A 24,413-nucleotide genomic window follows, 5' to 3' on the forward strand; every position below is an offset into this window, starting at 1 on the left:
TTTTATTTAATGGATTACCAGGGCTTCCGTATTTAAGAATCAGGTCCTCAAAAATCAATTTTAAATCAGCATATTGTTTCGGATACTAATTTATTGATCGCTTTTGATAATACCTCTATCTCTATACATCTGCATATAGTGCTGATCCAGCTCTTTGGAATCTTTGTATTTGACTCTGAGTTCTTTGAGCTTTTCTTTGAGTTCTCTAACGACCTCGGTATATGCGGGATCGTTATAGACATTGTTCATTTCCCTAGGATCCTTTTTGCGGTCATATAGTTCCCACTCATCGATATCGTAGTAAAAATGTGCCAATTTGAAGTCTTCCGTTACTATTCCATAGTGGCGCTTTACCATGTGGAAGCCAGGATATTCATAGTAATGGTAATATACGCCTTCACGGGCCCATTTCTCGGGGTGACCTTCTAATAATGGCATGAGACTTTCGCCCTGCATATCTGTTGGGGCTTCTAGACCTGCAGCCTCAAGGAATGTTTGAGCAAAGTCAAGGTTTTGGACCATCACACTACTTTCAGTTCCAGCTTTAATTTTTTTAGGCCACTTTATCAATAATGGTGTTTTAAAGGATTCATCATAAATGAATCGCTTATCAAACCAACCATGCTCTCCAAGATAGAAACCCTGATCTGAGGTATATACGACAATGGTATTTTCGCTTAGTCCATTATCATCAAGGTAATCCAAAATGCGGCCCACATTGTCATCTACTGCAGCTATACATCCCAGATAATCCTGCATATACCTTTGGTATTTCCATCTCATGAAATCTTCTTCATTCATGGAGGGGTATTGTTTTTTAAACTCCTCGTTGATTGGTCCATAGACAGCATCCCATTCAGCTTTTTGTTCAGGAGTGAATCTGGAATATTTCCTTTTGAAGACATTAAATCCCCATTCCGAAGGCTCCTCAACCCCTAGTTCCTTTGCGATTTCAGGGTAGATTTTATTGTCTGCCGAAACAGTCATATGTTCTCCGATATTCATTTCTGCTTCACGAGCAGCCGTTCCCCTACCTTCATAATCATCGAAAAGAGTAGCTGGTTCAGGGAAAGTACGCTTGGTAAATTCCTTATAATGACGCGGGGCAGGAAGCCATTCCCGGTGAGGCGCCTTATGAAGATAAAACAACATGAACGGCTTATCCTCTTCTCTCCGGTTATCAAACCAGTCCAGGGTCAAATCGGTAATGATATCGGTTACATAGCCCATTACGGTGGTGTCACCTTTATTGGTAATAAACTCAGGGTTATAATAATCACCTTGATCTGGAAGGATTTTAAACTCATCAAATCCTTTTGGATTATTGCCAAAGTGAAGTTTGCCAAACATAGCAGTTTGGTAGCCATTATCGTGTAAAACCTGCGGGAAGGTTATATTGGTAGTATCAAAGGGAAAAACATTATCAATTTTTCCATGTATGTGCGTATGCTTACCGGTAAGGATGGTAGCACGTGAAGGCGCACAGATAGAATTGGTTACCGATGCATTGGTGAAAAGCATTCCTTTATCGGCAATGCGGTCAATATTGGGCGTTTCAATCAATTTATCATCATAAGCACTGATCGCTTGGTAGGCATGGTCATCACTCATGATAAATACAATATTAGGTCTTTTCTGCTCTTTGGTTTTTTCCTTGCAAGTGGAAAAGAAAAACAAGGTAAATACTGTAGTGAGCAGTATTTGATTGTAATATCTAAATTTATCCATTTCAAAGTCAGTTAATACGTTACAGTGGAAATTATAATACTCAATCAAGTATTATAATTTCTGTTTTCTCAGAAATACCATTCTCGTTAAAAGATTCTATGGAGAAGTAATACTTGGTGTCTCGGTCAAGACAACGCATGAAGTGTTCGGTGGTGTCATACACCAACCAGGATTGGTAAAGCTTGTCAGGAGCAATTCCCCATCTAATATTATAACCTTGAGCTCCTTTAACAGGCTTCCAAGACAAAGAAACATCTCTTCTGTCATCTTCCCTTTGTACGGTAAAGTCCTTTACCTCTGAAGGTTTCTTGCCAAAGCCTGTCCCAAACACCCTGATTTCAGACATGGCAAAATTGTTTCCCGGAACTTTGATATTGTTATAGCGAACATATTTTCCATTCACAGGCTGGTTAAGTACAATGTATGCGTTAGGGGAATCCTTGTAGCTGTTGCTTCTGTCTATCACTGTGTTCCAGTTTTTACCGTCTTCTGAAACTTCGATTGTAAAGCAGTGCCTTAACCCTTCGGTGCGTGTATAAATACCTGATTCATGGTCATGAAAGTTTAACTGAAAAGCATATATTTTACCAGGCTGCAACATTTCGATTTCTACCCACTGATGATCATCATTAGCTTCGGCCACCCAAAATGATTTTGGACTTTCATCGGTCAGTACTTTTGATAAAATTTCCCCATCATCACTTTTTTGCAAAGGCATTTCAGTTATTTCAATTTCATCATCTGTTGAGGTGCTTTTTCTAATTTGTTGCTTTGAGGAGGAAACGGTAGTTTCCCCTTTGTAGGAAAGCAACATCCACCCACAGTGCTCACCAGCTTTTGTGGGGTGATTGGGAGCATAACGGGGATAATCACCATAATGGGTGTTTGAATGCATCAGCCCCTCATTGTCAAAATAGGTTGGGAACATGCAAAGGCGTCGTTCCCAATGGGAGTTGGAAGCCAAGGCCATGGTGCCGAAATGCCAATATTGATCATTGGTTTGTTTTACAGTAATGCCATGTCCAGCTCCATTGGTGAAGCCTCCGGGTTTAAAGCTCATTGGGTTGTTTTTCATATAGGTAAAAGGGCCTATTGGGGAATCACTTATATAAACGCCGTCACCATAAACGTTGAATTGTGTCCCCGGTGCGGCATATTGCAAATAGTATTTGCCATTGTGCTTGGTCATGGAAGCCCCTTCCATATAGCCTTCTTTAAGTGTAGGGTGAAAATTGTTCTCCCCAAAGCGTTCCCAGCCATGCTCTTCCTCAACAAGGTTGATCAAATCTTTTCTGACGCCTGTCTCTAGGAAACGATCATTTTTGTTTAGCATTTTAACTCGAATGGGGTGTACGTTGGAGGAACCCCAGTATAGATAGGTTTTCCCATCATCATCAATAAACAACTCTGAGTCTTGGATATTATTGCTGATTGAAGCTGTAGGCGTCCATTTTCCTCCCTTTGGATCATCGGTATAGAGAATACTTCCATATCCTGCCGGATCACCAGCAAAGTAAATCAGAGAGTCTTTGTAATTAAAAGCTGTAGGGGCATTTGATCCTTCAAAGAACCATTGGGCAGGTTTGATGAAATTCCAATTCACTAGATCAGTGGAATGCCAATACCCAAAGGAACGGGTGACAAACATGTAATATTCACCGCGGAATTCAACTACCGCAGGATCAGCACCGGAACGATAAGAAATGTTTCTGGCTGAATTATAAACCATATAGGTATAATCAATGTCCAGCGGGTTACAATAGGTTTGGGGAACTATTTCTTGGGCTCGTATAGTGGAACTGAGCGTTAATAGTAAGGTAGCAATTATTAAGCTTAACTTATTCATGTTATTTGTCTTTTTTAACCTCTCGGTTTAAAATCGGAATCACCGTTTACTTACCATGCGTTATTTTTTATTGAAGAGAAAGATCTTAAGTCAAGTAGCAAGTCATCATACCATATTCATCTTCAAGGATTACTTTCAAAGCCAAGTTTTTTCAGCCCTGCTTGGATTTCTGGAGCTCCCATAAATAATTTCCAACCCAGCCCAGAGCGGTAGTTTTCAATCATGGCAACTACTGGTCCTTGGTCAATTGCCAGATAACGCTGAGGATAATAATCATTTTCCGGGCTCAATGCGTCATAAAAGCCATAACGGCCAAAGACCTTTTCTCCATAATTATAATAAAGGTTTTTGATGACCTTGAGAGATTCCTCTGGAGTGTAGGGGATGGAAGAAAGTGCGGCAGTTGGCGAAATGACGCCAAGATCAGCTCCAGGACGGTGGGCCGAATAACCGGTCACTGTATAACTGGCGGTCAATCCCCAGAGATCGTCTCCGTAACCTTTAAATCCATTGGGATTATCGATACACCATGCCCGGTTTATCAATGTGTGATTTTTATTTTCTTCCCAGTAATTGGCATATTGGTCAGTCAAGCCCTTAGGATTGAGTCCCAAGTAGGAATAATGTGCCCAGAATAAAGGGCCGCCCATTTTTTCTGCTCCATTATGTTTCAGCTGCAAAGAATAATCATATGCTTTTTGGTTTGTATTGATACCACCGCTACGCGCCCAGCCTTTGTGATAAGCAGAGGCTGGAATTCCATGTGTAGGAGAGGAGGCTGCCAAAACATAGGTGATTAAACATTCATTATAGCCTTCTAGGGGGAAGTTCATTTCCCATTCATGAGTAGGGGACCAATGCCAGTAGAGAACATCATGGCCACCTTGGGTATACCAGTCCCATTCCATTTCTTTCCAAAGTGTATCTATTCGGTTGGCCAGTGTTTTTTCAGCATCATTGCCATTTTTAAAATACTCTCTGACGGCCAATAGCCCTTGCATCAGGAATGCTGATTCCACTAAGTCTCCTCCATTATCCTTGTCGCTAAATGATCTCGCCTTGCCAGTTTCTCCATAAATCCAATGGGGCCAAACGCCATGAAAACGATCAGCATTTTCCAAAAAGGTAACCATCTTATCAAATCTGTTGAGTCCTTCTTCTCTATTTATCCAGCCACGGTCAATGGCCGCAATGATGCCGAAGATGCCAAATCCTGTACCTCCGGTTGTAACTACCGATTGATCGTTTTGGGGGTAGTCGCCATCTATGTGGATTCTTTCTGGCCCCATTCCAGAAATGGGTTCTGCCCCTTCCCAAAAATAGCGGAAGGTATAAAATTCGACCATATCTAATAATTCTTCATCAGTGAAGTCTTTGGTAGTGGCCATTGCCAAGCCTACTTCAGTGTTTTTACCAGAATCCTCCAGGCCTACCACTTTATATTTTAAAGTGAGATTATTGCCCAGGTCATTTACAAAGTCCATGTATATGGTGTCTTCAACAGTTGCTCTTTTACTGAAATTATTGTTTTCAGTGCTGACCCAAATTTCATATTGAGTTATTCCACTTTGTTTAGGCCAGTGGAGTTCAACGTGTCGGTCATAGCCTTTTGCTTGAACGGGACTGTCAATGGTTTTGTCCGCTGAAGAACATCCCCATATCGTAAATACAAACAATAGCATTGAGTAAAATGAAAGTCTTATTTTCTTCATGAATTTGAGGAATTAATGATGTTTTGAAAAAAGCCAAGGCAATAGTTCTGGCTCCACAAATGTGGGATCCCATGAATTATGGTTGGCTTCAGGATACAGTGTGTACTTGACATCTGCTCCTTCTTCTTTTAATACTGTATATACTCTTTTGGAAAGAACAGGAGGGACAATATCATCTTTGCCTCCGTGAGTGATCCATATGGCTGTGTGTGGAGCATATTTTTTTGCCAGTGAAAGGTTGCCACCTCCGCAGATTGCCACCGCTGCGGCATATTTTTTAGGCCACCGTCCAAGGGTTTCAAAAGTGCCAAAACCACCCATGGACAAGCCCATAATATACAGACGTTTTTTGTCTACCTTTTCCGTTTTGATTATCATTTTGGAAAGCTCATTGACCAAATCCAACTGCTCGGAAGGTTGATCAATAGATTGACTGAAGTTAGGGTCTCCCTTCCCAAACAACTCTTTCCGAATGCTGACATCAATCCAGTATTTGTCTTCTGGGCATTGAGGGAAAACCACAATGGAAGGAAACTTCTCTCTGTTCTCTGGGTCAAGAAATAGGTTTGCCCCGTGGGTAAGTTGTTTTTTATTATCATTGCCTCTTTCCCCTGCACCATGGAGGAAAAATACTAAGGGATACTTTTTGCCGTTTTCATAATTTGCAGGATAAAGAATACGGTATAAAAGAGAATCACCTTTTTGATTTACAAAGACTCGCTTTTCAAAAAGAGATTTATCTTGGGCCAGTAGCTCATTTGAACCCAGTGAGTTCAAGATGAGCATGATCAATAAGAAGTGTATCCTAGTTTTGTTCATTGTCAATTTTTTAGATTCTAATTGGGTTTGGGGAGCCTATTCCTTCCAGTTGATTTTTTCTGTGCTTAATTCATTCGAATTGGTACCTACCATAATTTCAAATTCACCGGGTTCAAAAACAAAGTCAAGGCTGTGATTATAGAACTTCAGGTCTTCTTTGGTCAGCTCAAAAGATATTTCTTTAGATTCCCCAGCTTTCAAAAAGACTTTTTGAAAACCTTTTAATTCTTTTACCGGTCGAGTTATAGTGCCCACCATATCACGTACATAAAGTTGTACTACTTCAGCACCGTCATACTGTCCACTGTTGCTGAGCCTGATGCTAGCAGTTAGGGATTCTCTGCCTGAAAGTTCTTTGTTGCTGATATTAAGGTCGCCATATTCGAAATTCGTATAACTTAAGCCGTAGCCAAATGGGTAGAGCGGTTCATTGGATACATCTAGGTAATTGGAGCGGAATTTCTGAAACCATTGCCCTTTAGGTAGAGGGCGACCGGTATTCTTATGGTTATAGTAAATAGGGATTTGTCCCGTGTTTTGTGGGAATGTAGTGGTGAGTTTTCCAGAAGGGTTGACATCTCCAAAGAGCACATCAGCTATGGCATCTCCTGCCTCACTGCCACCAAACCATACATTCAGGATAGAAGGGATATGCTCAGATTCCCACTTAATAGCAAGAGGCCTTCCTGTAAACATTACCATGACAATAGGCTTTCCGGTTTTAACCAGCTCTTTTAGCAACCTTCTTTGATTCTCGGGCAATTCAATGGAACTTCTACTGGATGATTCTCCGCTCATTTCAGCTGATTCCCCCATAGCAGCGATGATGACATCTGAATTTTTAGCTGTTTCTAGCGCTTCTTTGATCAAAGCCTCTTCTGATCTATTATCTCTGTAAGTAGGTTTTCCAAACACACTTACCCTTGATTCGAGCAATGAATCAGCAACGATATTGGCTCCTCTCGCATGCAGGATATTGACATCATTGCCTACAGCATTTTTGATACCTTGCATGAGAGATACAGACTCCTTGAACCTGCCTGCTACACTCCAGGTACCTGTCATATTTTCTGCATTGTCAGCCATAGGGCCTATAAGGGCAATCGTGCCTTTTTTCTTTAGCGGGAGAACTTCGTTTTTGTTTTTTAGCAAAACAAAAGACTGAGCAGCGATCTCACGGGCAATTTGTCTGTTTTCTGCATTGAAGATTTCATTTTCAGCTCGTTCGGTGTCACAATATTTATAGGGATCATCAAAAAGTCCAAGCTCAAATTTTTTCACTAAAATCAAGCGGCAAGCATTATCAATTTGAGCTTCTGTGATAGTTCCTTCATCAAGTGATGTTTCTAAAGTGGTGAGAAAGCCTTCACCTACCATGTCCATTTCTACACCAGCTTTTAAAGCCAATGCTGACACGGCTTTCAGATCGCCCATGCCATGGTCAATCATTTCATTAATGGCAGTATAATCGGTGACCACAAAGCCATCAAAACCCCATTGCTTGCGCAAGACATCCGTCATCAGCCATTTGTTAGCACTGGCCGGTATGCCTTCCACTTCATTGAATGAAGTCATAACAGTACCTACACCTGCTTCAACGGCTGCTTGATAGGGAAGGAAATATTCGTTGTACATCCTTTGGCGGCTCATGTCTACGGTGTTATAGTCACGTCCTGCTTCTGGGGCACCGTAAAGGGCAAAATGCTTCACGCAGGCCATGATCGTGTTATTTTTGCTAAGGTCATCACCTTGATAGCCATGAACCATGGCCTTTGCTATCTGAGCTCCTAAATAAGGATCTTCTCCACTTCCCTCAGATACGCGCCCCCAACGCGGGTCACGACTGATATCTGTCATAGGGGAGAAGGTCCAGTTGATCCCATCAGCGCTGGCTTCTTTGGCAGCAATTTGGGCAGAGTGCTTTATTAGATCCATATCCCAACTGCAGGAAATCCCAAGGGGAATGGGAAAGATAGTTTCGTAACCATGGATCACATCCATCCCAAACAGCAAAGGAATACCCAAACGACTTTCTTCAATAGCAACCTGCTGAACATCCCTGATCTTTTCTACCGTTTTAATATTAAACAGCCCTCCGACTTTTCCGGCCTTAATTTTTTCAGCAATATTGGAACTGGAAGCTTGGCCAGTAGTGAAATCTCCCGCTGCGGGAAGATTAAGCTGACCAATTTTTTCCTCCAAGGTCATCAAAGCTAATACGGAATCGGCTTTGTGGAGATAGATGTCTTGTAGATCGTGTGATTCTTGGGATGGAGTACAGGCCATTATCATGCCTCCTGCAACCAAAGCTAGGAGAATAAGGTTTTTCATGGTTTTATATTTCATTATTTCCATATCTTACAAGCAATATTTTGCTGTTATTTGATTTGTCTTATTTCCACTTATCGAATTGTATTTCAATAAGTGAATTCCAGTTTGTCCAGGCCAGATTGGATCTCTGCATTATTCATGAATAAATCCCAAAGCAATCCAGTCCGATAATTTTCAATCATTAGAATTATAGGGCCTTGATCAATGGCCAAATAGCTGTCTGCATACCAGTTTTCAGTGATATTGTAGGCATCATAAAAGCCATACTCTCCCCATATTTTATCTCCAAGCTGATAGTAGAAATACTTCAAGGCAGCCATGGATTCATCAGGCGTATAGGGAAAAGAAGATAGTGCCGCAGTGGGGGTGATGACTCCCAGGTCATTGGAAGGGGAATGAGCGTTGTACCCATTATGGTTGTCGCTGGCAGTCAGACCCCAGGTTGCTTCGGTATAGCCAACAAAACCTTTTGGGTTTTGGATGCAATATGCTTGATTGATATGGCTATGCGCTTGGTTTTGTTCCCAATAATTGGCGTACTGATCGGAAAGGTTTCTGGGATCAAGCCCCAAGAAGGAATAGTGGGCAAAGAACAAAGGGCCTCCAAGATCATTGCCCAATGGAAGTTCATAGCTATAGAATGAGTTGCCGTTTTTGATGTCACCATTTCTGGCCCATCCTGTCTCATAGACTGCTTTATCTATGGGGTGTGTCGGGGAAGATGCGGCAAGCACATAGACGATCAATGATTCATTGTATCCTCTAATGGGGAGGTTCATTTCCCATTCGTAATTTGGCGACCAATGCCAGTAAAGTACATCACTGTTGTTTTTGGTATACCAATCCCATTCTACAGTTTCCCATAGCTGGGTGATTTTATCGATCAGGATTTTTTCATCAGCGTTATTGGCGTTGAGATAGGCTCTTACTGTAAGCAATCCTTGGATCATAAATGCTGTTTCGACCAGGTCTCCTCCATTATCTTTGGTGCTGAAAGGAATGGTCTTTCCTGTTTTGCCATGCATCCAGTGAGGCCATACGCCATGGAAACGATCCGCAGATGCTAAAAAATCAATAATCTTATTCCATCTTTCTATGGCTTCTTGCCTGGTGATGAAGCCCCTTTCCACCCCTACAATTAGGGCCATTATGCCAAATCCAGAACCGCCGATGGTGACTGTGTTTCCGGAAGTATTCCTTTCTCGTGCCAGTCCACTGTTTGGGTGAGCAAAGTCCCAAAAATAACGGAAAGTTTGGGCCTGTATTTTTGTGAGCAAATCTTGGTCAGAAAGTAGTGGGAATTTGGGCGTTTCATCTATTTGAGTATAAAAAGAACTGCTTGTGCCGGTGAAATTTTCACCATTAGCTCCCTTGAGCTGGTTGTTGATTTTCAAAGAATATTGGGCAAGGTGCTGTAGAGGAGCTATTGTAGAAAATACTAGTTTCTGATCGTTTTCCATCAACTCAAACTGTAAAATAGGATTTCCAGGGCCAGTAAGGGAAAGGGCTGTTTGCAGAGAGGACGGGGCCAAAGGCTTGTTAAAGGTCAATTCCATGTTGAAGTTTACAGGGATATTTTGAATCCGGCCGGTGCGAGTAGTATCTCCATCGGAAAGCTGTCCACTGGTAATTTCCAGCGAACCCAGTATAGTAGTGAATTCTATTGTGGTTCCTGAAAAATTAACTCCATTGGAAGCTTTCAAATCTGAGGAGATGGATAGAAGATAGTTGCTGCTGGTTTCCAAGACACCAATAGGACTGATCGAGATGGTTTTATTATCAATAAGGTTTGTGTTAAAGTTGACAGGAATTCCATCTTTATTGGTTAATGAAATGGCTGGATCTATACTTTCTCTTTGAATAGCTAGTGAAAAAGTTAGGCTAATAGTTCTGTCTATAGCGATATTTTCATTGGTTTCCTGTGGGGAAAGGGTTTTATCTCCCACGCTGGCTTCAGTAAGCAATAAAGTCGCTAGTGGTTCATCCTCTTTACAGGAAATGAAAAGGACAAAAAATGCCAAGAAAACTGAGGGTTTCATCATTTTGGGTTTAACGGGCTGGCCGTTTTTTTTATCTGTTTTATTGCTTGAATACTTGAAAACAAGAAGGGGTACAAGATTTTGAAATATCATAAACCTAGAGCAGGAGAGCTTATAAGATAAGCCCTCCTTTGATTTATGAAATTTTATGGTTGTTCGTCATCCATTATGGTCTGAATTTCTGACTGGGAAAGGGCCCTGTTGAAGATACGTAGCTCATCAATATAGCTATTGTCAGAAAGGTGTCCCCAGCCTGTGAAACGTGGTGCCCCAGAACCAATGGAAAGGATGTCACAACCCTCCCAAGAAATGCCTGGATAAGTACCTTGTCTCACAACAGTACCATTGATGTATACGGCACATTCTGTCCCGGAAATGGTAAAGGCGATATGTACCCATTCGTTGTTATTAGGGTTGATATCAGCAGCGCTCCCCCCATCAAACCAGTTGTCACCGGCCCCATTACCAACATTTAGTTTTATACGTTGGTTACTTCCTGCAGCCTCTCTAAAAAGCCTGAAGCCTGCAGTACGATTGTTTTGGGAGTCAGGATTGGCCGTATCAGGTGGACCCATGACCAGAATACCTGCACGATCTGGAGCTGCATCGACCTTATACCAAAGTGATGCACTGAATTCATCATTGGTCAAATCTGTAGTAGGGAAGGTTAAGTAGGAATCCGTAGCACCTGCATAGGCATTGGATCCTGAGGCACTCTCTCCTGCAAAACCGGGGTCTCCCACCATGGTGGCATCACTAACACTGACCAATTCCAGATATTCGTCATCAAATGGCATATAGAATATCTCTCCTTCGTACTGAGGGACGTAAAACTCTGGTTTGGTAAAAACGACTGTGCTTGTAGTTGTCTTTCCAGACAGGTCATTGGCTGTAACTATCAAGGTGTGTTCGCCATTTGTGATATTATCATAAGGTAGTTTAACGGCCGTTCTTCTATAATCCTTGAAATCAGAATAGTTGCCAATATTTTCACCATCTAAAGTGACCGAGATATCTTGGATTTCCACATCATCAGTTACTTCAAAATCAATATTGATGGACATCACTTCCTGAGGAACCCAGGTTAGTGGGCCTTCTTCAGGGAAATTGATCAAGACTGAAGGACTGGCCTCGTCTGGTCCTGCAGGGACTTGGTTGATATCGTCAATATAACCGTCTTTACAGGCAAAACTCGTTGCCATCAGACCTGCAATAATTATTTTAGAAGTTAATTTCATGTCTTTTGGGTTTGTGTTCTACCGATACTTATTGGTTGCTAGCTTCTTTTAGCTGCGGAAGAATGTCTTGTTGGTCAAGTGGATAGGGTAGGTATCTGTCACCTTCTTGGAAGGTTCTGTCGCCATAGTTAAGTTCACTTGTGCGGTCATGTCTTACCAAGTCAAAGAAACGAACGCCCCATTCCATGCCAAATTCAGCAAATTTTTCATCTAGGACATCATCCAAGGTTACTCCGCTTAGCATTCCTAAGTTTGCTCTTGTTCTTACGGCATTAATTGCTTCATCTGCTGACATGACACTACTTGAAGCTCCACTGACTAATGCCTCAGCATGAATCAATAGAATTTCAGCGTATCGGATAGCTATCATGTTTTTGTTTTCACCATAATTAAATCTTCCCTGTGTCAGTTGGGTGGTAGGTAGGTAATGTTTGCCGCTAAGGAATCTATACCTAGGAGCATTCCCAAAGGTGTCTCCATCAGGTGTAGTGTTGGTTATCCAATTGGGTAGATCTGCATAATTTGGATCTGACTCTATATCACTTATTCCATCGGGCGTAAACAATACGGTGGTTTCAAGTCGCTTTCTGTCATTTCGGTCAAGCATAAACTTGATGTATTTTTCGGTAGGTTCCCAGAAGCCCCATCCGCCACTTGATCCGGCTACGGCAGGCTGCCAACCTACAGCCTGTGGGCCATATACTTGCCAAGGGAACCTATCAGAAGTACCACTTTCAGCACCATAATCCGAATATTGGAATTCCAAGATGTTTTCGTTGTTGAGTTTTCCTGGGATTTTGAACAACTGGTAATAATCCGTTTCCAACATGAATGCTCCGCTGCTGATGATTTCTCCCGTGGCATCTGCAACACCTTGGTAGTTTTCCATTTCCAAATTGGCCAATGCTTTTATAGCCAATGCCGTATATCGGGTGATTCCTCCTCGGATGTCTGATCGTTGGTTAGGATGAACATTGGGCAGGTTGGGCATGGCTTGATCCATCAAATCAGAGATGTACTGCATGACCTCATTAAAAGGCGTAAGGTCTACCTCATAAAGCGCATTGGGATCGGAACTTACAGGGATCAGGATATTATTCCATAATCTGGCCAGCTGAAGAAGATTGTAGCCTCTCATTACATTGATTTCTGCAATGTATTGACTGGCATTGGAGGCGCTAGCGCCTGCTTCTTGGTATTTTTGTATCTCCTCGATGGCTCCGTTCCAGTAGATGATATCGGAGTACATGTTTAGCCATGTGGAGTTATAAATCCAGAAGCTCCTGTCATAATCATAGGTGTCTGTTTTGAAGAGGGGCTCTTGATCACCTGCAGGGTTGGCATCATCGCCTCTTACAGAGATGAGGGGAAAGGTCTCCCATTGAAATCCATAGAGCTCTGCGTAGGCTCCATTAAGCAACAATACCATGTTTTGGGATTGAGAGTAATCCGTTTCTTGCGCTAGGATCTGGTCTTCCAGAGGAGCGTCTAGGTATTCGCTACAGGAAAAGGTGGCCACCAGAGATAATGCTGTGACCATTTTAATCAGTTTATATTGAAATATTTTCATGACTGTTCTTGGGTTATTGATTTTAGAACTTGACATTTAATCCCACGGTATATACAGCAGGGATAGGATAGGTCTGTCGGTCAATGCCATTATCTACTTCTGGGTTGAAACCATTATAGTTGAAAATGGTCAATGGACGTTCAGCTGTCAAGGTGATTCGTGTTTCTGGCATGATTACTCCCGCTACTTCTTTGTCTAGTAATGAATAAGACATGCGCACATTTTGGACCCTAAAGAAAGAGCCATCTTCCACGAAATAATCACTGAAGTTTTGGTTCCATCCTTTACGTAGACCGGCAGCAGAAGGGTATTTGTTAGATGTTCCTTCTCCTCTCCAAAGATTGGTGGCCAAATCTGCATCGATGTTAGTGTCATTGGTGAAGATCATTTCACCTCTTTTTCTGTTGAGGATGCTATGTCCGGATTGTCCTTGAATCAGTACCGAAAAGTCAAAGTCCTTGTATCTGAAACCAAGGTTACCTCCGTAGGTGAGCTCTGGTAAGTATGAACCCAATACCACTCTATCCAGGTCATCAATGACACCATCATTATTTTGATCTTTAAACTTCAAGTCTCCTGGGTCAAGGTCGTTTTCGGTTAAAAACTGCTCTGAATAGCCACTATTGGTGATGTCAGCTTCGTTTTGAAAAACACCTTCTACTTCATATCCAAAGAATGCCTGATAGGGCTGACCCACGATGGAGCGCTGGCGAAACTCTGCTTGACCAGCATTAAGATATTCAGGCCCTCCTAGACTTCTGACCGTGTTTTTTAGCGTAGCGAAGTTGCCACCTATATAATAGGAAAAGTCATCAGTAACTTGGTTTTCCCAATTTAGAGACAATTCCAAGCCTTGGTTTCTGATCTCACCAACGCTTCTACGAACTGCGCCTCTGAACAAAGGTTGCAATACTGTTACGGCTAAGCTTTGTGTATTTCTGATGTAATAATCTGCTTCTAGGGACAGTCTGTTTTGAAAGAACTTGGCCGTAAGTCCAAAGTTGGTTTCTTCCGTAGTTTCTATCTTATCGATGAGGTCATAAGTTGGATCTAACCTAAAACCAGGTACACGTACATCGTTAAATGCGTTATTTGTCCCTTGCAGTGTTGGTTGGCCCACGGATGGACTAATGCCGTCGTTTCCTAGTTGACCCCAAGAAGCTCTTAATTTTAGGAAATCAATACCATTTACATCAAAGAAATCTTCTTCCGTAGCGACCCAGCCAGCACCAAAGGTGAAGAAATCTTCACTGTCTACTTGGAACTTATTATAATTGTCCTGACGATAGGTGGCGTAAAGCAGGTATTTTTCTTTATAGTTATAGGCTAACCTTCCAAAGAAGGATAGGTAAAATATTCGACTACCGCCATCAGATACTGTATTGATATCATTGGCTTGTCCATTGTTCAGGTACCAAAGCTCTTCATTGCCAAAAGTAGGATTGGGATCAAGGTCATTTCTATTTCCACTGAGTACTTCAAAGGTTTCACTTCTAAAGGATTGTCCTAAAGTAGCTGTAATACCATGGTCACCAAAGAAGTCTTTATAAGTAAGGTAGTTGTCCACGATTTGGTCAAAATACAAGCTGCTGGATCTGGAAAGGCTAGAAAGTGGATTAAGGACGCCGTCGTTATAGGCGAAGTTAACATTCCTCGCATTGATCATATCCAACTTGTAATTATAGGCAGATCTGAAGGTTAGTTTGTTTGGTATGAAAGTCAATTCAGCATGGAGGTTCCCATTGATTTTATTGACCTTGTTCCTGCTGTCATTATAAAGTAGGGGGTAAAAAGGATTCTGTCTTCCCCTATACCCAAGTCGCTGTGCATTGGACAAGGGAACTGGGGATGTACCAAAGTCTTCATCATATTTGGGAAGAATAGGAACCGCAAAGTAGGCATTGAACCAAGCTGCGTTTGATCCTATATACTGTTTGGCATTACTGAAGGTAAAGTTACCACCCACAGTGATCCATTCTTTGACCTTAGAGTCGATATTGGCGCGGATATTTACCCTTTCATATTCATTTCTGGTTTCATTGAGCAAACCGTCCTGTTTGAAATAGCTGCCTCCAATTGAATAACGTGTCTTGGTACTACCCCCTGAAAAGGTCAAGGTGTGATTTTGAATAGCAGCAGGACTCATGATCTCATCGTACCAGTCTGTGTTTACGGCTGGAATATTTGGATCTATGCGGCTTCTCCCGTAAGCCTGCATGGCATTGTCAATAAACTCCATGTCAGGTGCAGACCCCGTTTCGTTGATGTATTGTACAAATTGCTGGCTATTGGCCATTTTGAGGACGTTTTGAGGATTTTGGACACCATAATATCCATCATAGACGATCTCGGCTTCTTGCTCATATTCACCTGAATTGGTCTCAATCAGTACAACACCATTGGAGGCCCTTGCCCCATAGATGGCAGAGGCAGAGGCGTCTTTCAGTACGGAGAGGGTTTTGATATCATTGGAGTTGAGGAAGTCGATATTATCAAAGAACATTCCGTCCACCACGTATAATGGTGCTCCCCCTCCTTCAAAGGAACCAATACCTCTTACCCTTACTGTGGGAGAGGCTCCAGGAGCACCTTTGCTGACGATTTGTACTCCAGCTACTTTACCTTGAAGGGATTGCATGGCATTAGAACTTGGCGTTTTGACCAGGTCTTCTGTTTTCAAAGTAGTAATGGCAGAGGTCATTTCCTTTTCTTTCTGCGCACCATAACCGATCACAATGACTTCATCGAGTCCTGTAAGTTCCTCTTGAAGGGTGATATCAAGTTGGGTTCTTCCATTTAGCTCGACTAGCCGGGATTCAAAACCAATAAACGAAAAATTTAATGTTGCATCTGGAGAGCTAACAGTAATTGAATACTTACCATCTAAATCGGTGACGGTTCCATTGCTGGTGCCTTGTTCGAGGATGTTCACCCCAGGGATGGGGGCGCCACCTTGATCGAGGACTGTTCCTGTAACATTTGTGTCTTGAGCGGTTGCTAAACTTATTGTGGCTGCGAAGACCAATAATAACACCATGGATAATTTTCCTAGCTTAGGGATTTTGGGTTTCCATGATTCCTTACTTATGCGTAAAGACTTAATCATAAGTGTTTGGTTTTGGGTTTAAAATGGATAAAATTCAAACGTTTGCATTTGATGCTGTTTGAGAGTGAAAAGGTAGAGGAAAGAAAAAAAATCTACGTTAAAAAATGTGAAATCTTAGTTAATTGGGGGTGGAATAAAGTCTGAAATTAGAGTGGAAATTAACGGTTTAGTATCATGGAAAAAAGGCTCTATTGGTTTTTAGAGCCTTTTTTGTGCTTTAATATCACACTATAATACTATAGGTTGGTATTCAATTGAAATCAAATTGGTTTAATGCTATAAACGAAAGGTTTATTTCGATTTTTCTTTCTCTTCTTCCATCATCAAAATGTCATACCAGTGCGGAGAATCAAGGTTGAGGGCATTAATATGCTGCTTGGTTTTCTTTCTGAAATTCCAAACTGTGTTTTTACGTATATCCAGCAGTTCTGATAGTTGTTCTAAGGTTTGTTTTTCAGTGTTGGCAATAATATCATAGGCAATATAGAAGGCCTTTTCTAATGGGAATTTAACTCCGTGAAAAATTGTGCCAGCTGTAACTGAGTCAATATGTCCACACCGACTACATCTACGGGAAAAGAGTTTTGGTCCCTTAGCGCTTTTTGTGTATTTACAGTTTCGGCATATAAAACCATCACCCCATTTAAATTCTTCTAGGTGCCTTAAGCAAGCGGATTGATCAGGGAAAATCCGTTGAAATTCTTCATAGGAAAGTAGTTGGTTGGTTAGTCTAGCTTGGAAAGAAGCCTTGATGCTACTTTTTAACTTCCAGTTGTCCTTGTCTAAAAGTGAATTTATTCGTTTAATTTCCTCATCCTTCTCCATGAGTTGGTGGTTGTACTCTTCCAACAAACTGTTTTTCTGTTCTAATTCCTGGGTTCTTTCCTGTACTTTGATTTCCAACTCACGGTTTACTTTTTCTTTTAGTGCATAATTGATTTCAATCTGCTTTATGGTTCTTTTTAAAGCCCTGTCCCGGTTGTCCTTTAGGATTCTAATTCGATCTCCCAAAGCAAAGGTTAGCAGTAACATTTCTAAAAGGAAGGCAATGTGCAGACTGTAATACACTATGGTCGTATGAGGGATTATAGCTGCATTTACCAAGACTTTTATCACTACTCCAACAAATAGTACTCCATATGCAAATACAAAGAAACGGGCTACTTTATAACCTTGCTTCCATATATAGATACTGGTAGAGAAAATCAAAAAGAATGGGATAATATCATAATACTTGATTTCAAAAAGTTTCTGATCAAATGACAGTCCTATAAGAAAGAGTAAGGATTTTATTCCCAAAACTGCCAATAGCGCATAGTGGAGCTTTGGTGTTCGATACTTTGTGTTCAGGAATTTGATGGAAAACATAATAGCCCAGACCACAATAGAATAATTGAAAACGCCATTAGCAATTTGATTCCATCCTGGGAAATTGGGCCATAAGTATTGAAAGGCGATACCATCTACACACATGGCATAAATACCTACACTGACCAAGTAAAAGGTATAATAGAGGTATTTGATTTCACGGACAGCCGCATAGACTAAGAGATTATAAAGGCCTATGATGGCAATCATTCCGTAAAATATCCCATAAACAAAATACTCATTCAGGGCATAGAAAATGAATCGGTTTACAGACCGTATTGCTATTCGAATATCAGCTTTTTGGCTAGAGCGGATTTTTACATAATAATTGGATATCCCTTCACTGGCATTTTCTAAAATGAGTTCAAAGTTTTTATGTTTGAAATCCCGGGTGCCAAAAGGAATGGCATCTCCCATCAAGATTTTTTTATAGGTGCCATCATCCTGAGGAGTATAAACTTCCACTGAATCCATGGTTTGATCATAAAACTCCATCAGCCATTTTTTTTTGCTTTCTGGTGTTTTGTCGATGGAAAGTTTAACCCAATAGGTATGGTTGATGTCAAACTTGTTTTTATTGAATGAGGGTCTTATTCTGAAGTTGTCTTGAAATTTCGGTTTGATGATTTCTTTAAAAGTAAGCTGGTTGCTTGTGTCTTCGAAAAATTCCAATTGAGAAATGGAGAAAATTCTTTCCTTAAGATTATCATCGATTTTTAAAGTGGAACTTCCTGATATCCTTTGCGCATAGAGCTGATGCGAGGAAATAAAGGCCAATAGGAAGATTAAATAAATTAGTTTTCTCACAGTTTGCAGCAAGGTTATTTTTGATAAATAGAAAGCAGTTCTTGTAGAAAATACAATCAATTATCGATAGGTTTATAAAGCAAAGGTAAATATTTATAAATTGCTTTTAGAACCTAAATAATTATAACCTGCAAATGTGATATTCAATGAGTCAGAAAATGATGACAATAACCCCCAAGGATATTTCAGTAGCAGACTTTCATAGCTATATGCTTGGAGCAATTGTTCCCAGGCCTATTGCCTTTGTAAGTACTATTGATTCTGAGGGGCGGATTAATTTAAGTCCTTTTAGTTTTTTTAATGCCTTTGGTTCTAATCCCCCTATTTTGATTTTTTCACCAGCCAGAAGGGTGAGAGATAATACTACCAAACACAGTTTGGACAATGTAAAGGAAGTCCATGAAGTTGTTGTTAATATTGTGAACTATAGTATGGTTCAGCAAATGTCTTTGAGCAGTACAGAATATGAAAAGGGAGTAAATGAATTTGTTAAATCCGGTCTTACGCCTGTTCCTTCCGACCTGGTGAGTCCTCCTAGGGTGAAAGAATCAACTGTTTCTTTTGAGTGTAAGGTAATTGAAGTGATGGAAATGGGGGATAAGGGTGGAGCTGCCAATTTGGTGATCTGTGAAATTATTCTTGCACATATTGATGAGAGTATAATGGGGCATGATGGGAAGATAGATCCAAATAAACTGGATGCTGTAGCGAGAATGGGAGGCAACTGGTACTGTAGGGCCAGTGGTGATGCACTTTTTGAGATAGAAAAACCTATCAAGAACAGGGGGATTGGAGTGGATCAGATTCCTAGAAGGATTCGCTTGAGTTCAGTTTTGACAGGGAATGACCTCGGAAGGTTAGGCAATGTTGAAAAATTGCCCAGCGAGGAAGAAGTGTTTCAATATGGTAATAATGCTGATATGGAAGAAATGCGGATCAGGTTCCAAAATGATGAGGAAAGTCTTCTATTTCATCTGCACCAGTATGCTCAAGCTTTGCTACATGATGGAAAGGTGATGGAAGCCTGGAATGTATTGCTTCAACATTATTGATCTATATTTGATCCTTTTCGAATATGTCTGAAGTTTTGGAATCCAGTAGGAAGCCTTTATCACATTTTAATATTCTGTAGGGGTATTTCTTGAGTAATTCATGGTTATGTGTAGCCATTAAGACAGCAGTGCCCTGTTTATTGATTTCCTGGAACAGTTTGAAAATACCATCTGCCACTTCAGGGTCTAAATTTCCTGTCGGTTCATCGGCTAGTAGAATAGAGGGTTCGTTCAGCAATGCCCTGGCAATTACCACACGTTGCTGTTCCCCTCCAGATAATTGATGGGGCATCTTTGTGGCAGAACCACCAAGACCTACACGCATCAAGACTTCTACCATTCTGGTTTTCATCTTTGATTTCTCTTTCCAGCCAGTGGCTCGCATAACAAAATATAGGTTTTCAGCTACCGTACGGTCATTGAACAGTTGAAAATCTTGAAATACTATTCCTAGTTTTCTACGGAGGTAAGGAACATCTTTGGACTTGATTTCCTTGAGGTTGTAACCTGCGATATGGCCTTCTCCCATTTTAAGTGGTAAATCTGAATATAGGGTTTTCAGCAGGGAGCTTTTTCCACTTCCCGTTCGACCTATGAGGAATACAAATTCATCCTTTTCTATTTCAAAAGATACATCCTGTAAAATGGCGGTGATGCCCTGAAATATACAGGCTTTGTTTAATCGTACAACGGGTTCACTAGAGAACATTATGATATAGATTTACAATTCTAACTTTTGTAATTTGCCAAAAGGAAGTTCTTTGATCAATTTTCCCATTTCTTCTTCTTTACCTTCCAAACCAAACTTTTCAAGGTTTTTTAGTGGACGGTCAGCCCTGAAGTAGGCGACGAGAACAAAGTTTTCATCCCTGATCTGAATATAGTCAGGAATTTTTGCTTTGCCTTTTACCTTGATGATATACATAGATGGATTTTGAACCAATTTTAAAAGCGAAATTTAAATGATAAGGAGTTCAGATAAAAATATTCTGTCAAATAAAGGTAAAAATGTCCAATCCCTATTTTATTATCTAATTCTTAAAACAAGCATGGCATGACTTTCCGCCATGCCATGATGTGTTAAACAAAAACCACCAACCCTCACTGATTTCCCAATGGAGAAAAGCGCATGGTTGGTGGAAAAATATAATGCTTATTTGCCTGCTGCTTTAGCGTGGTCAGCCAAGAATTTAGCCAATCCAGCGTCAGTCAAAGGGTGGTTCAATAGACCAGTAATTACATTTAATGGGCATGTAACCACATCAGCTCCGATTTCAGCACATTTTATCAAGTGCATAGTGTGTCTAACTGAAGCGGCCAACACTTGCGTGTCAAAACCATAGTTTTGGTAGATATGTACGATTTGTTCGATCAACTCTAAACCGTCAAAAGCAATATCATCCAATCTTCCGATGAAAGGAGAAAGGTAGGTTGCTCCCGCTTTGGCCGCAAGGATGGCCTGGCCTGGAGAGAATACCAAGGTACAGTTGGTTCTAATTCCTTCGTTGCTGAAATATTTGATGGCTTTTACACCATCTTTGATCATAGGTACTTTAACTACGATTTTGTCGTCAATTTTAGCTAGTTCTTTTCCTTCTTTGATCATCCCCTCAAAATCGGTAGATATCACTTCTGCACTAACTTTATCATCTACTATATCGCAAATCGCTTTATAGTGAGCCTTTACGTTCTCTTCACCTGTGATGCCTTCTTTGGCCATCAATGAAGGATTGGTAGTCACTCCATCCAAAACACCTAAGTCATAGGCTTCTTTGATTTCATCAAGATTGGCAGTGTCAATAAAGAATTTCATTTGTAAACGGTTTTGGTTATGTATGAATTTGGCTTGCAAAGTTAGCCGAATATTTTGAAAGTCGGGTAAAAAATGTTTAAATGTTTTTTTAACACTTAATTATCAAGGTAAAAAAGAAGCGGCATCGCACCGCTACAACCGTCTACCCTTGCTTCCTTCCGGACCTGGGGGAGTTGACAGGAGCTGGTCGTGCCGCTTGAATACAAAGGTACGTCAAAAACTTACCTTTGCAAAATCTCGGTAATAAATATCTTTTAAGATAGGCTAAGCGCTTATGAATCAAAAGAAAAAAATGGCAGCATTATTGATTTAAGACCAGGCAACTAAAGAACTGTATTATGAAAAAGGTTATTGCAATATTATTTTTGGGCTTGTTTTTAGGGGGCTGTGCCGTTTTTAATAAACAACCTAAGTACGAACTCGGGATGGAGGAACGAGATTTTGTGAAGATGCATGACGAGGCTGTACTCAGTGGATTAGAAGACGGTCAAAGGACCTATAGGTTAGTCAGGGACGAGCATTTTTATGTTTTATTTACTTTTGAGAACGGGAAGCTAATCAAATTGGAAGAGAAGGAATTGCCAAAAGCGTGGCAAGTTCCTCCTGGTACAAATAATATAGAGGCCAATTAAATTACTTATCAGCCCAATCCTTTTAGGTATAAGTTAAATTCTAATGGGCTGCAGGATTCAAACTCATCTACTTCAAGATCATCATAGATTTCTTCATCGAATTCCATGGTGGTCTTTTCTATTTTACCATCTGGGTGGATGATCAGTTCTATTCCAGTAAAGTCTTGTGGATTGACTTGAACCAGGACTTTATAGTCATCAAATGTCCTTTTGAAATATTTTGCCAAATTAGCCATGAGAATGAGTTGTTTTTTAGATGTGCAAAGTTAAGCTAATTTTAATATTTAAGATGATTATATCAGTCCCTTCCATTCTATGGGGTTGATTTAACCAACAATGAGTTTTTTTATTAATTATTGTCATTGGTAGAATTTTTTGGGATAAATATTTTTTTTAATATGAAATGCCTTTATATATTTGCCTATCGTAAAAAATATGAAACAAAAACATACTCAATATTGGTGGTGGCATACTCAACTTCTGAAAGCGGAAGAACAGCATGCTATTGCCTAAAATTAGAGAGTTATAGAACCACATATAATGAGGCTTGCTGGAATTCCCAGTAAGCCTTTTTTATTTTATTTTCAAAGTTAACCATGAGCAAAACACAAAATTTTAAGATCAAAACTCGATACAAGAAGTTGCTGGCAGATACCATCACGCCAGTGAGTATTTATCTTCAGGTTAGGGATAAGTTTAAGAATCCCATTCTCCTGGAAAGTTCTGATTATCATGGACAGGATAACAGTTATTCTTATATCTGCTTTAACCCAATGGCTACTTTTTCTTTTGATGGCAAGACGGTAAAAGAAACCTTGCCCTCAGGGGAGAAGTTGGCCTATCAACTGGAGAAGGGAGAAAAACTGGTAGATGATTTAAGGCGCTTTTCCGGAAAGTTTAAGGATGGAGAAAATGATTTTAAATTCATCTCTAATGGGCTTTTTGGGTATATGCAATATGATACCGTTTCGAGTTTTGAGGATATAAAGCTAGATAATACGCAGGAGTCTGAGATTCCCCAGGCCTATTATGCAGTTTATAAAAATGTGATTGTTGTGGATCACTTTAAAAATGAGCTACATATTTTTGACCATCATATTAATGGTGAAGGGGAAGGCAGTATTTCAAAAATTGAGACCCTGCTCAATAATAAAAATATCCCTAGTTATTCCTTCCAGCTTGACGGACCTGAAGTGTCCAATTATACGGATAATGAATTTTTGGACATCCTTCGCAAAGGTAGGGAGCATTGCTTTAGGGGAGATGTTTTTCAGATAGTACTTTCCAGGTCTTTTACCACTGGTTTCAAAGGTGATGAATTCAATGTGTATAGGGCGTTGAGGTCAGTAAATCCCTCCCCTTATTTGTTTTACTTTGATTACGGCTCTTATAAGGTTTTTGGCAGTTCTCCAGAAGCACAGATTGTGGTAAAAGGCAGGAAGGCTACTATTTATCCTATTGCAGGTACATTTAAGCGTACAGGTAATGATTTAGCAGATGCTGAATTGGCGACTAAGCTTTACGATGATCCAAAGGAAAATTCTGAGCATGTTATGTTGGTGGATCTTGCCAGGAATGACCTTAGCAGGTCTTCAGAGACGGTGGATGTGGAAGTCTTTAAGGAAATCCAATATTATTCCCATGTCATCCATTTGGTGTCGAAAGTTACTGGCGTTTTGCCAGAAGAAGCTAATCCATTACAGTTGGTGGCTGATACATTTCCTGCCGGCACTCTATCTGGAGCACCGAAGTACAGGGCCATGGAATTAATTGATGAATTGGAAAGTACGAGTAGGAGATTCTATGGAGGTGCGATTGGTTTCCTTGGATTTAACGGAGACTTTAACCATGCAATCTTGATCAGGTCCTTTGTTTCCGAAAATAATAAACTACGTTTCCAAGCTGGGGCTGGAGTGGTTGCTAAATCCTCCATTGAGAGCGAGCTACAAGAAGTGGCCAATAAATTAGAAGCCTTGAGGGTTGCATTAAAAGCAGCTGAGGAGGTTTGATTTATGACTAAAATTAAAAATTTTAAGATTGGAAGATTATGGTAAAGATCAGCTGTTTTGAAGAATTGGATGTTTGGAGACATGCTGCTCAGATAGGGGTTGATGTCTATCAAATAGCTGATAAAACCCCACTTTCTGAAGATTTTAAATCAAGAGATCAGTTAATTGCAGCTGCAATTTCTATTTCAAATAATATAGCAGAGGGTTTTGAGTATAACAATAATAAAGATTTTGTAAGATTTCTCATTTATGCTAAAGGTTCTGCAGGAGAAGTATGAAGCCAGGCTTAAGTGTTGAATAAGGCTGCGCGGATTTCGGATAAAGATTATATTTCTCTTAGAGA

18 protein-coding genes and 1 other RNA gene are annotated in these 24,413 nt (G+C 40.5%); 4 read left to right on the forward strand and 15 right to left on the reverse strand.

Annotation, left to right across the window (positions count from 1 at the left end):
- Window positions 1-90: 90 nt before the first annotated feature.
- From H7U17_RS09420 to H7U17_RS09465, 10 genes are all read right to left on the reverse strand, one after another.
- Entirely contained in the window at window positions 91-1,728 is a 1,638-nt protein-coding gene (locus H7U17_RS09420; RefSeq protein ID WP_186756454.1) for a sulfatase family protein, read from the reverse strand.
- A gap of 40 nt (window positions 1,729-1,768) precedes the next feature.
- The gene (locus H7U17_RS09425; RefSeq protein ID WP_186756455.1) at window positions 1,769-3,574 is read right to left on the reverse strand and encodes a family 43 glycosylhydrolase; all 1,806 of its coding nucleotides are present in this window, start codon (window positions 3,572-3,574) and stop codon (window positions 1,769-1,771) included.
- 122 nt (window positions 3,575-3,696) lie between these two features.
- The gene (locus H7U17_RS09430) at window positions 3,697-5,286 is read right to left on the reverse strand and encodes a glucoamylase family protein (RefSeq protein WP_186756456.1); all 1,590 of its coding nucleotides are present in this window, start codon (window positions 5,284-5,286) and stop codon (window positions 3,697-3,699) included.
- Window positions 5,287-5,298: 12 nt separating this feature from the next.
- Window positions 5,299-6,105: a carboxylesterase family protein gene (locus H7U17_RS09435; RefSeq protein WP_186756457.1), complete on the reverse strand. Its 807-nt coding sequence runs from the start codon at window positions 6,103-6,105 to the stop codon at window positions 5,299-5,301.
- Window positions 6,106-6,141: 36 nt separating this feature from the next.
- Window positions 6,142-8,436 carry a beta-glucosidase BglX gene (gene bglX, locus H7U17_RS09440; RefSeq protein ID WP_186756458.1) on the reverse strand — a complete coding sequence of 765 codons (2,295 nt, stop codon included), beginning with the start codon at window positions 8,434-8,436 and terminating at the stop codon, window positions 6,142-6,144.
- An 86-nt stretch (window positions 8,437-8,522) separates the two neighbouring features.
- On the reverse strand, window positions 8,523-10,478 hold the full coding sequence (locus tag H7U17_RS09445; RefSeq protein ID WP_317172722.1) for a glucoamylase family protein: 1,956 nt from the start codon (window positions 10,476-10,478) through the stop codon (window positions 8,523-8,525).
- Window positions 10,479-10,621: 143 nt separating this feature from the next.
- Window positions 10,622-11,713 (reverse strand): LamG domain-containing protein, encoded by a 1,092-nt coding sequence (locus H7U17_RS09450; protein WP_186756459.1) that lies wholly within the window; start codon window positions 11,711-11,713, stop codon window positions 10,622-10,624.
- 28 nt (window positions 11,714-11,741) lie between these two features.
- Window positions 11,742-13,283: a RagB/SusD family nutrient uptake outer membrane protein gene (locus H7U17_RS09455; RefSeq protein ID WP_186756460.1), complete on the reverse strand. Its 1,542-nt coding sequence runs from the start codon at window positions 13,281-13,283 to the stop codon at window positions 11,742-11,744.
- Between the two features lie 22 nt (window positions 13,284-13,305).
- Window positions 13,306-16,389, reverse strand: a complete 3,084-nt coding sequence (locus H7U17_RS09460) for a SusC/RagA family TonB-linked outer membrane protein (RefSeq protein WP_186756461.1) — start codon at window positions 16,387-16,389, stop codon at window positions 13,306-13,308.
- Window positions 16,390-16,680: 291 nt separating this feature from the next.
- Window positions 16,681-18,564, reverse strand: a complete 1,884-nt coding sequence (locus H7U17_RS09465) for a 7TM diverse intracellular signaling domain-containing protein (protein ID WP_317172723.1) — start codon at window positions 18,562-18,564, stop codon at window positions 16,681-16,683.
- 158 nt (window positions 18,565-18,722) lie between these two features.
- On the opposite strand from H7U17_RS09465, the gene H7U17_RS09470 reads away from it, so the two are divergent.
- The gene (locus H7U17_RS09470; protein WP_186756463.1) at window positions 18,723-19,616 is read left to right on the forward strand and encodes a flavin reductase family protein; all 894 of its coding nucleotides are present in this window, start codon (window positions 18,723-18,725) and stop codon (window positions 19,614-19,616) included.
- 1 nt (window position 19,617) lies between these two features.
- On the opposite strand, the gene H7U17_RS09475 is transcribed toward H7U17_RS09470, so the two are convergent.
- From H7U17_RS09475 to ffs, 4 genes are all read right to left on the reverse strand, one after another.
- Complete coding sequence (locus H7U17_RS09475) at window positions 19,618-20,328, reverse strand: cell division ATP-binding protein FtsE (protein WP_186756574.1); 711 nt, start codon at window positions 20,326-20,328, stop codon at window positions 19,618-19,620.
- A 9-nt stretch (window positions 20,329-20,337) separates the two neighbouring features.
- Complete coding sequence (locus H7U17_RS09480) at window positions 20,338-20,541, reverse strand: fructose-6-phosphate aldolase (protein WP_186756464.1); 204 nt, start codon at window positions 20,539-20,541, stop codon at window positions 20,338-20,340.
- 228 nt (window positions 20,542-20,769) lie between these two features.
- A complete protein-coding gene (fsa, locus tag H7U17_RS09485) occupies window positions 20,770-21,429 on the reverse strand; it encodes a fructose-6-phosphate aldolase (RefSeq protein WP_186756465.1) in 660 nt (219 codons plus the stop codon).
- 110 nt (window positions 21,430-21,539) lie between these two features.
- An RNA gene (gene ffs / locus H7U17_RS09490) (signal recognition particle sRNA small type) lies at window positions 21,540-21,630 on the reverse strand.
- Between the two features lie 137 nt (window positions 21,631-21,767).
- On the opposite strand from ffs, the gene H7U17_RS09495 reads away from it, so the two are divergent.
- Window positions 21,768-22,061, forward strand: a complete 294-nt coding sequence (locus tag H7U17_RS09495; RefSeq protein WP_186756466.1) for a hypothetical protein — start codon at window positions 21,768-21,770, stop codon at window positions 22,059-22,061.
- A gap of 8 nt (window positions 22,062-22,069) precedes the next feature.
- Here the strand turns inward: H7U17_RS09495 and H7U17_RS09500 are convergent, their stop codons facing one another.
- Window positions 22,070-22,297, reverse strand: a complete 228-nt coding sequence (locus tag H7U17_RS09500; RefSeq protein WP_186756467.1) for a hypothetical protein — start codon at window positions 22,295-22,297, stop codon at window positions 22,070-22,072.
- A gap of 360 nt (window positions 22,298-22,657) precedes the next feature.
- Here H7U17_RS09500 and H7U17_RS09505 point away from each other — a divergent pair, with 360 nt between their 5' ends.
- On the forward strand, window positions 22,658-24,070 hold the full coding sequence (locus H7U17_RS09505; protein ID WP_186756468.1) for an anthranilate synthase component I family protein: 1,413 nt from the start codon (window positions 22,658-22,660) through the stop codon (window positions 24,068-24,070).
- Window positions 24,071-24,108: 38 nt separating this feature from the next.
- Window positions 24,109-24,348, forward strand: coding sequence for a four helix bundle protein (locus tag H7U17_RS20635; protein ID WP_230981343.1), 240 nt, complete (start codon window positions 24,109-24,111; stop codon window positions 24,346-24,348).
- Window positions 24,349-24,413 lie beyond the last annotated feature (65 nt).

The organism is Echinicola salinicaeni, from assembly GCF_014280965.1.
GTDB classification, from domain to species: domain Bacteria; phylum Bacteroidota; class Bacteroidia; order Cytophagales; family Cyclobacteriaceae; genus Echinicola; species Echinicola salinicaeni.

Coding starts and splice junctions, on each gene's coding strand:
- bglX (WP_186756458.1), bottom strand. CDS start 8,436: ATGAAAAACCTTATTCTCCTAGCTTTGGTTGCAGGAGGCATGATAATG.
- H7U17_RS09425 (WP_186756455.1), bottom strand. CDS start 3,574: ATGAATAAGTTAAGCTTAATAATTGCTACCTTACTATTAACGCTCAGT.
- H7U17_RS09495 (WP_186756466.1), top strand. CDS start 21,768: ATGAAAAAGGTTATTGCAATATTATTTTTGGGCTTGTTTTTAGGGGGC.
- H7U17_RS09460 (WP_186756461.1), bottom strand. CDS start 16,389: ATGATTAAGTCTTTACGCATAAGTAAGGAATCATGGAAACCCAAAATC.
- H7U17_RS09500 (WP_186756467.1), bottom strand. CDS start 22,297: ATGGCTAATTTGGCAAAATATTTCAAAAGGACATTTGATGACTATAAA.
- fsa (WP_186756465.1), bottom strand. CDS start 21,429: ATGAAATTCTTTATTGACACTGCCAATCTTGATGAAATCAAAGAAGCC.
- H7U17_RS09470 (WP_186756463.1), top strand. CDS start 18,723: ATGATGACAATAACCCCCAAGGATATTTCAGTAGCAGACTTTCATAGC.
- H7U17_RS09420 (WP_186756454.1), bottom strand. CDS start 1,728: ATGGATAAATTTAGATATTACAATCAAATACTGCTCACTACAGTATTT.
- H7U17_RS09480 (WP_186756464.1), bottom strand. CDS start 20,541: ATGTATATCATCAAGGTAAAAGGCAAAGCAAAAATTCCTGACTATATT.
- H7U17_RS09430 (WP_186756456.1), bottom strand. CDS start 5,286: ATGAAGAAAATAAGACTTTCATTTTACTCAATGCTATTGTTTGTATTT.
- H7U17_RS09445 (WP_317172722.1), bottom strand. CDS start 10,478: ATGATGAAACCCTCAGTTTTCTTGGCATTTTTTGTCCTTTTCATTTCC.
- H7U17_RS20635 (WP_230981343.1), top strand. CDS start 24,109: ATGGTAAAGATCAGCTGTTTTGAAGAATTGGATGTTTGGAGACATGCT.
- H7U17_RS09505 (WP_186756468.1), top strand. CDS start 22,658: ATGAGCAAAACACAAAATTTTAAGATCAAAACTCGATACAAGAAGTTG.
- H7U17_RS09435 (WP_186756457.1), bottom strand. CDS start 6,105: ATGAACAAAACTAGGATACACTTCTTATTGATCATGCTCATCTTGAAC.
- H7U17_RS09450 (WP_186756459.1), bottom strand. CDS start 11,713: ATGAAATTAACTTCTAAAATAATTATTGCAGGTCTGATGGCAACGAGT.
- H7U17_RS09455 (WP_186756460.1), bottom strand. CDS start 13,283: ATGAAAATATTTCAATATAAACTGATTAAAATGGTCACAGCATTATCT.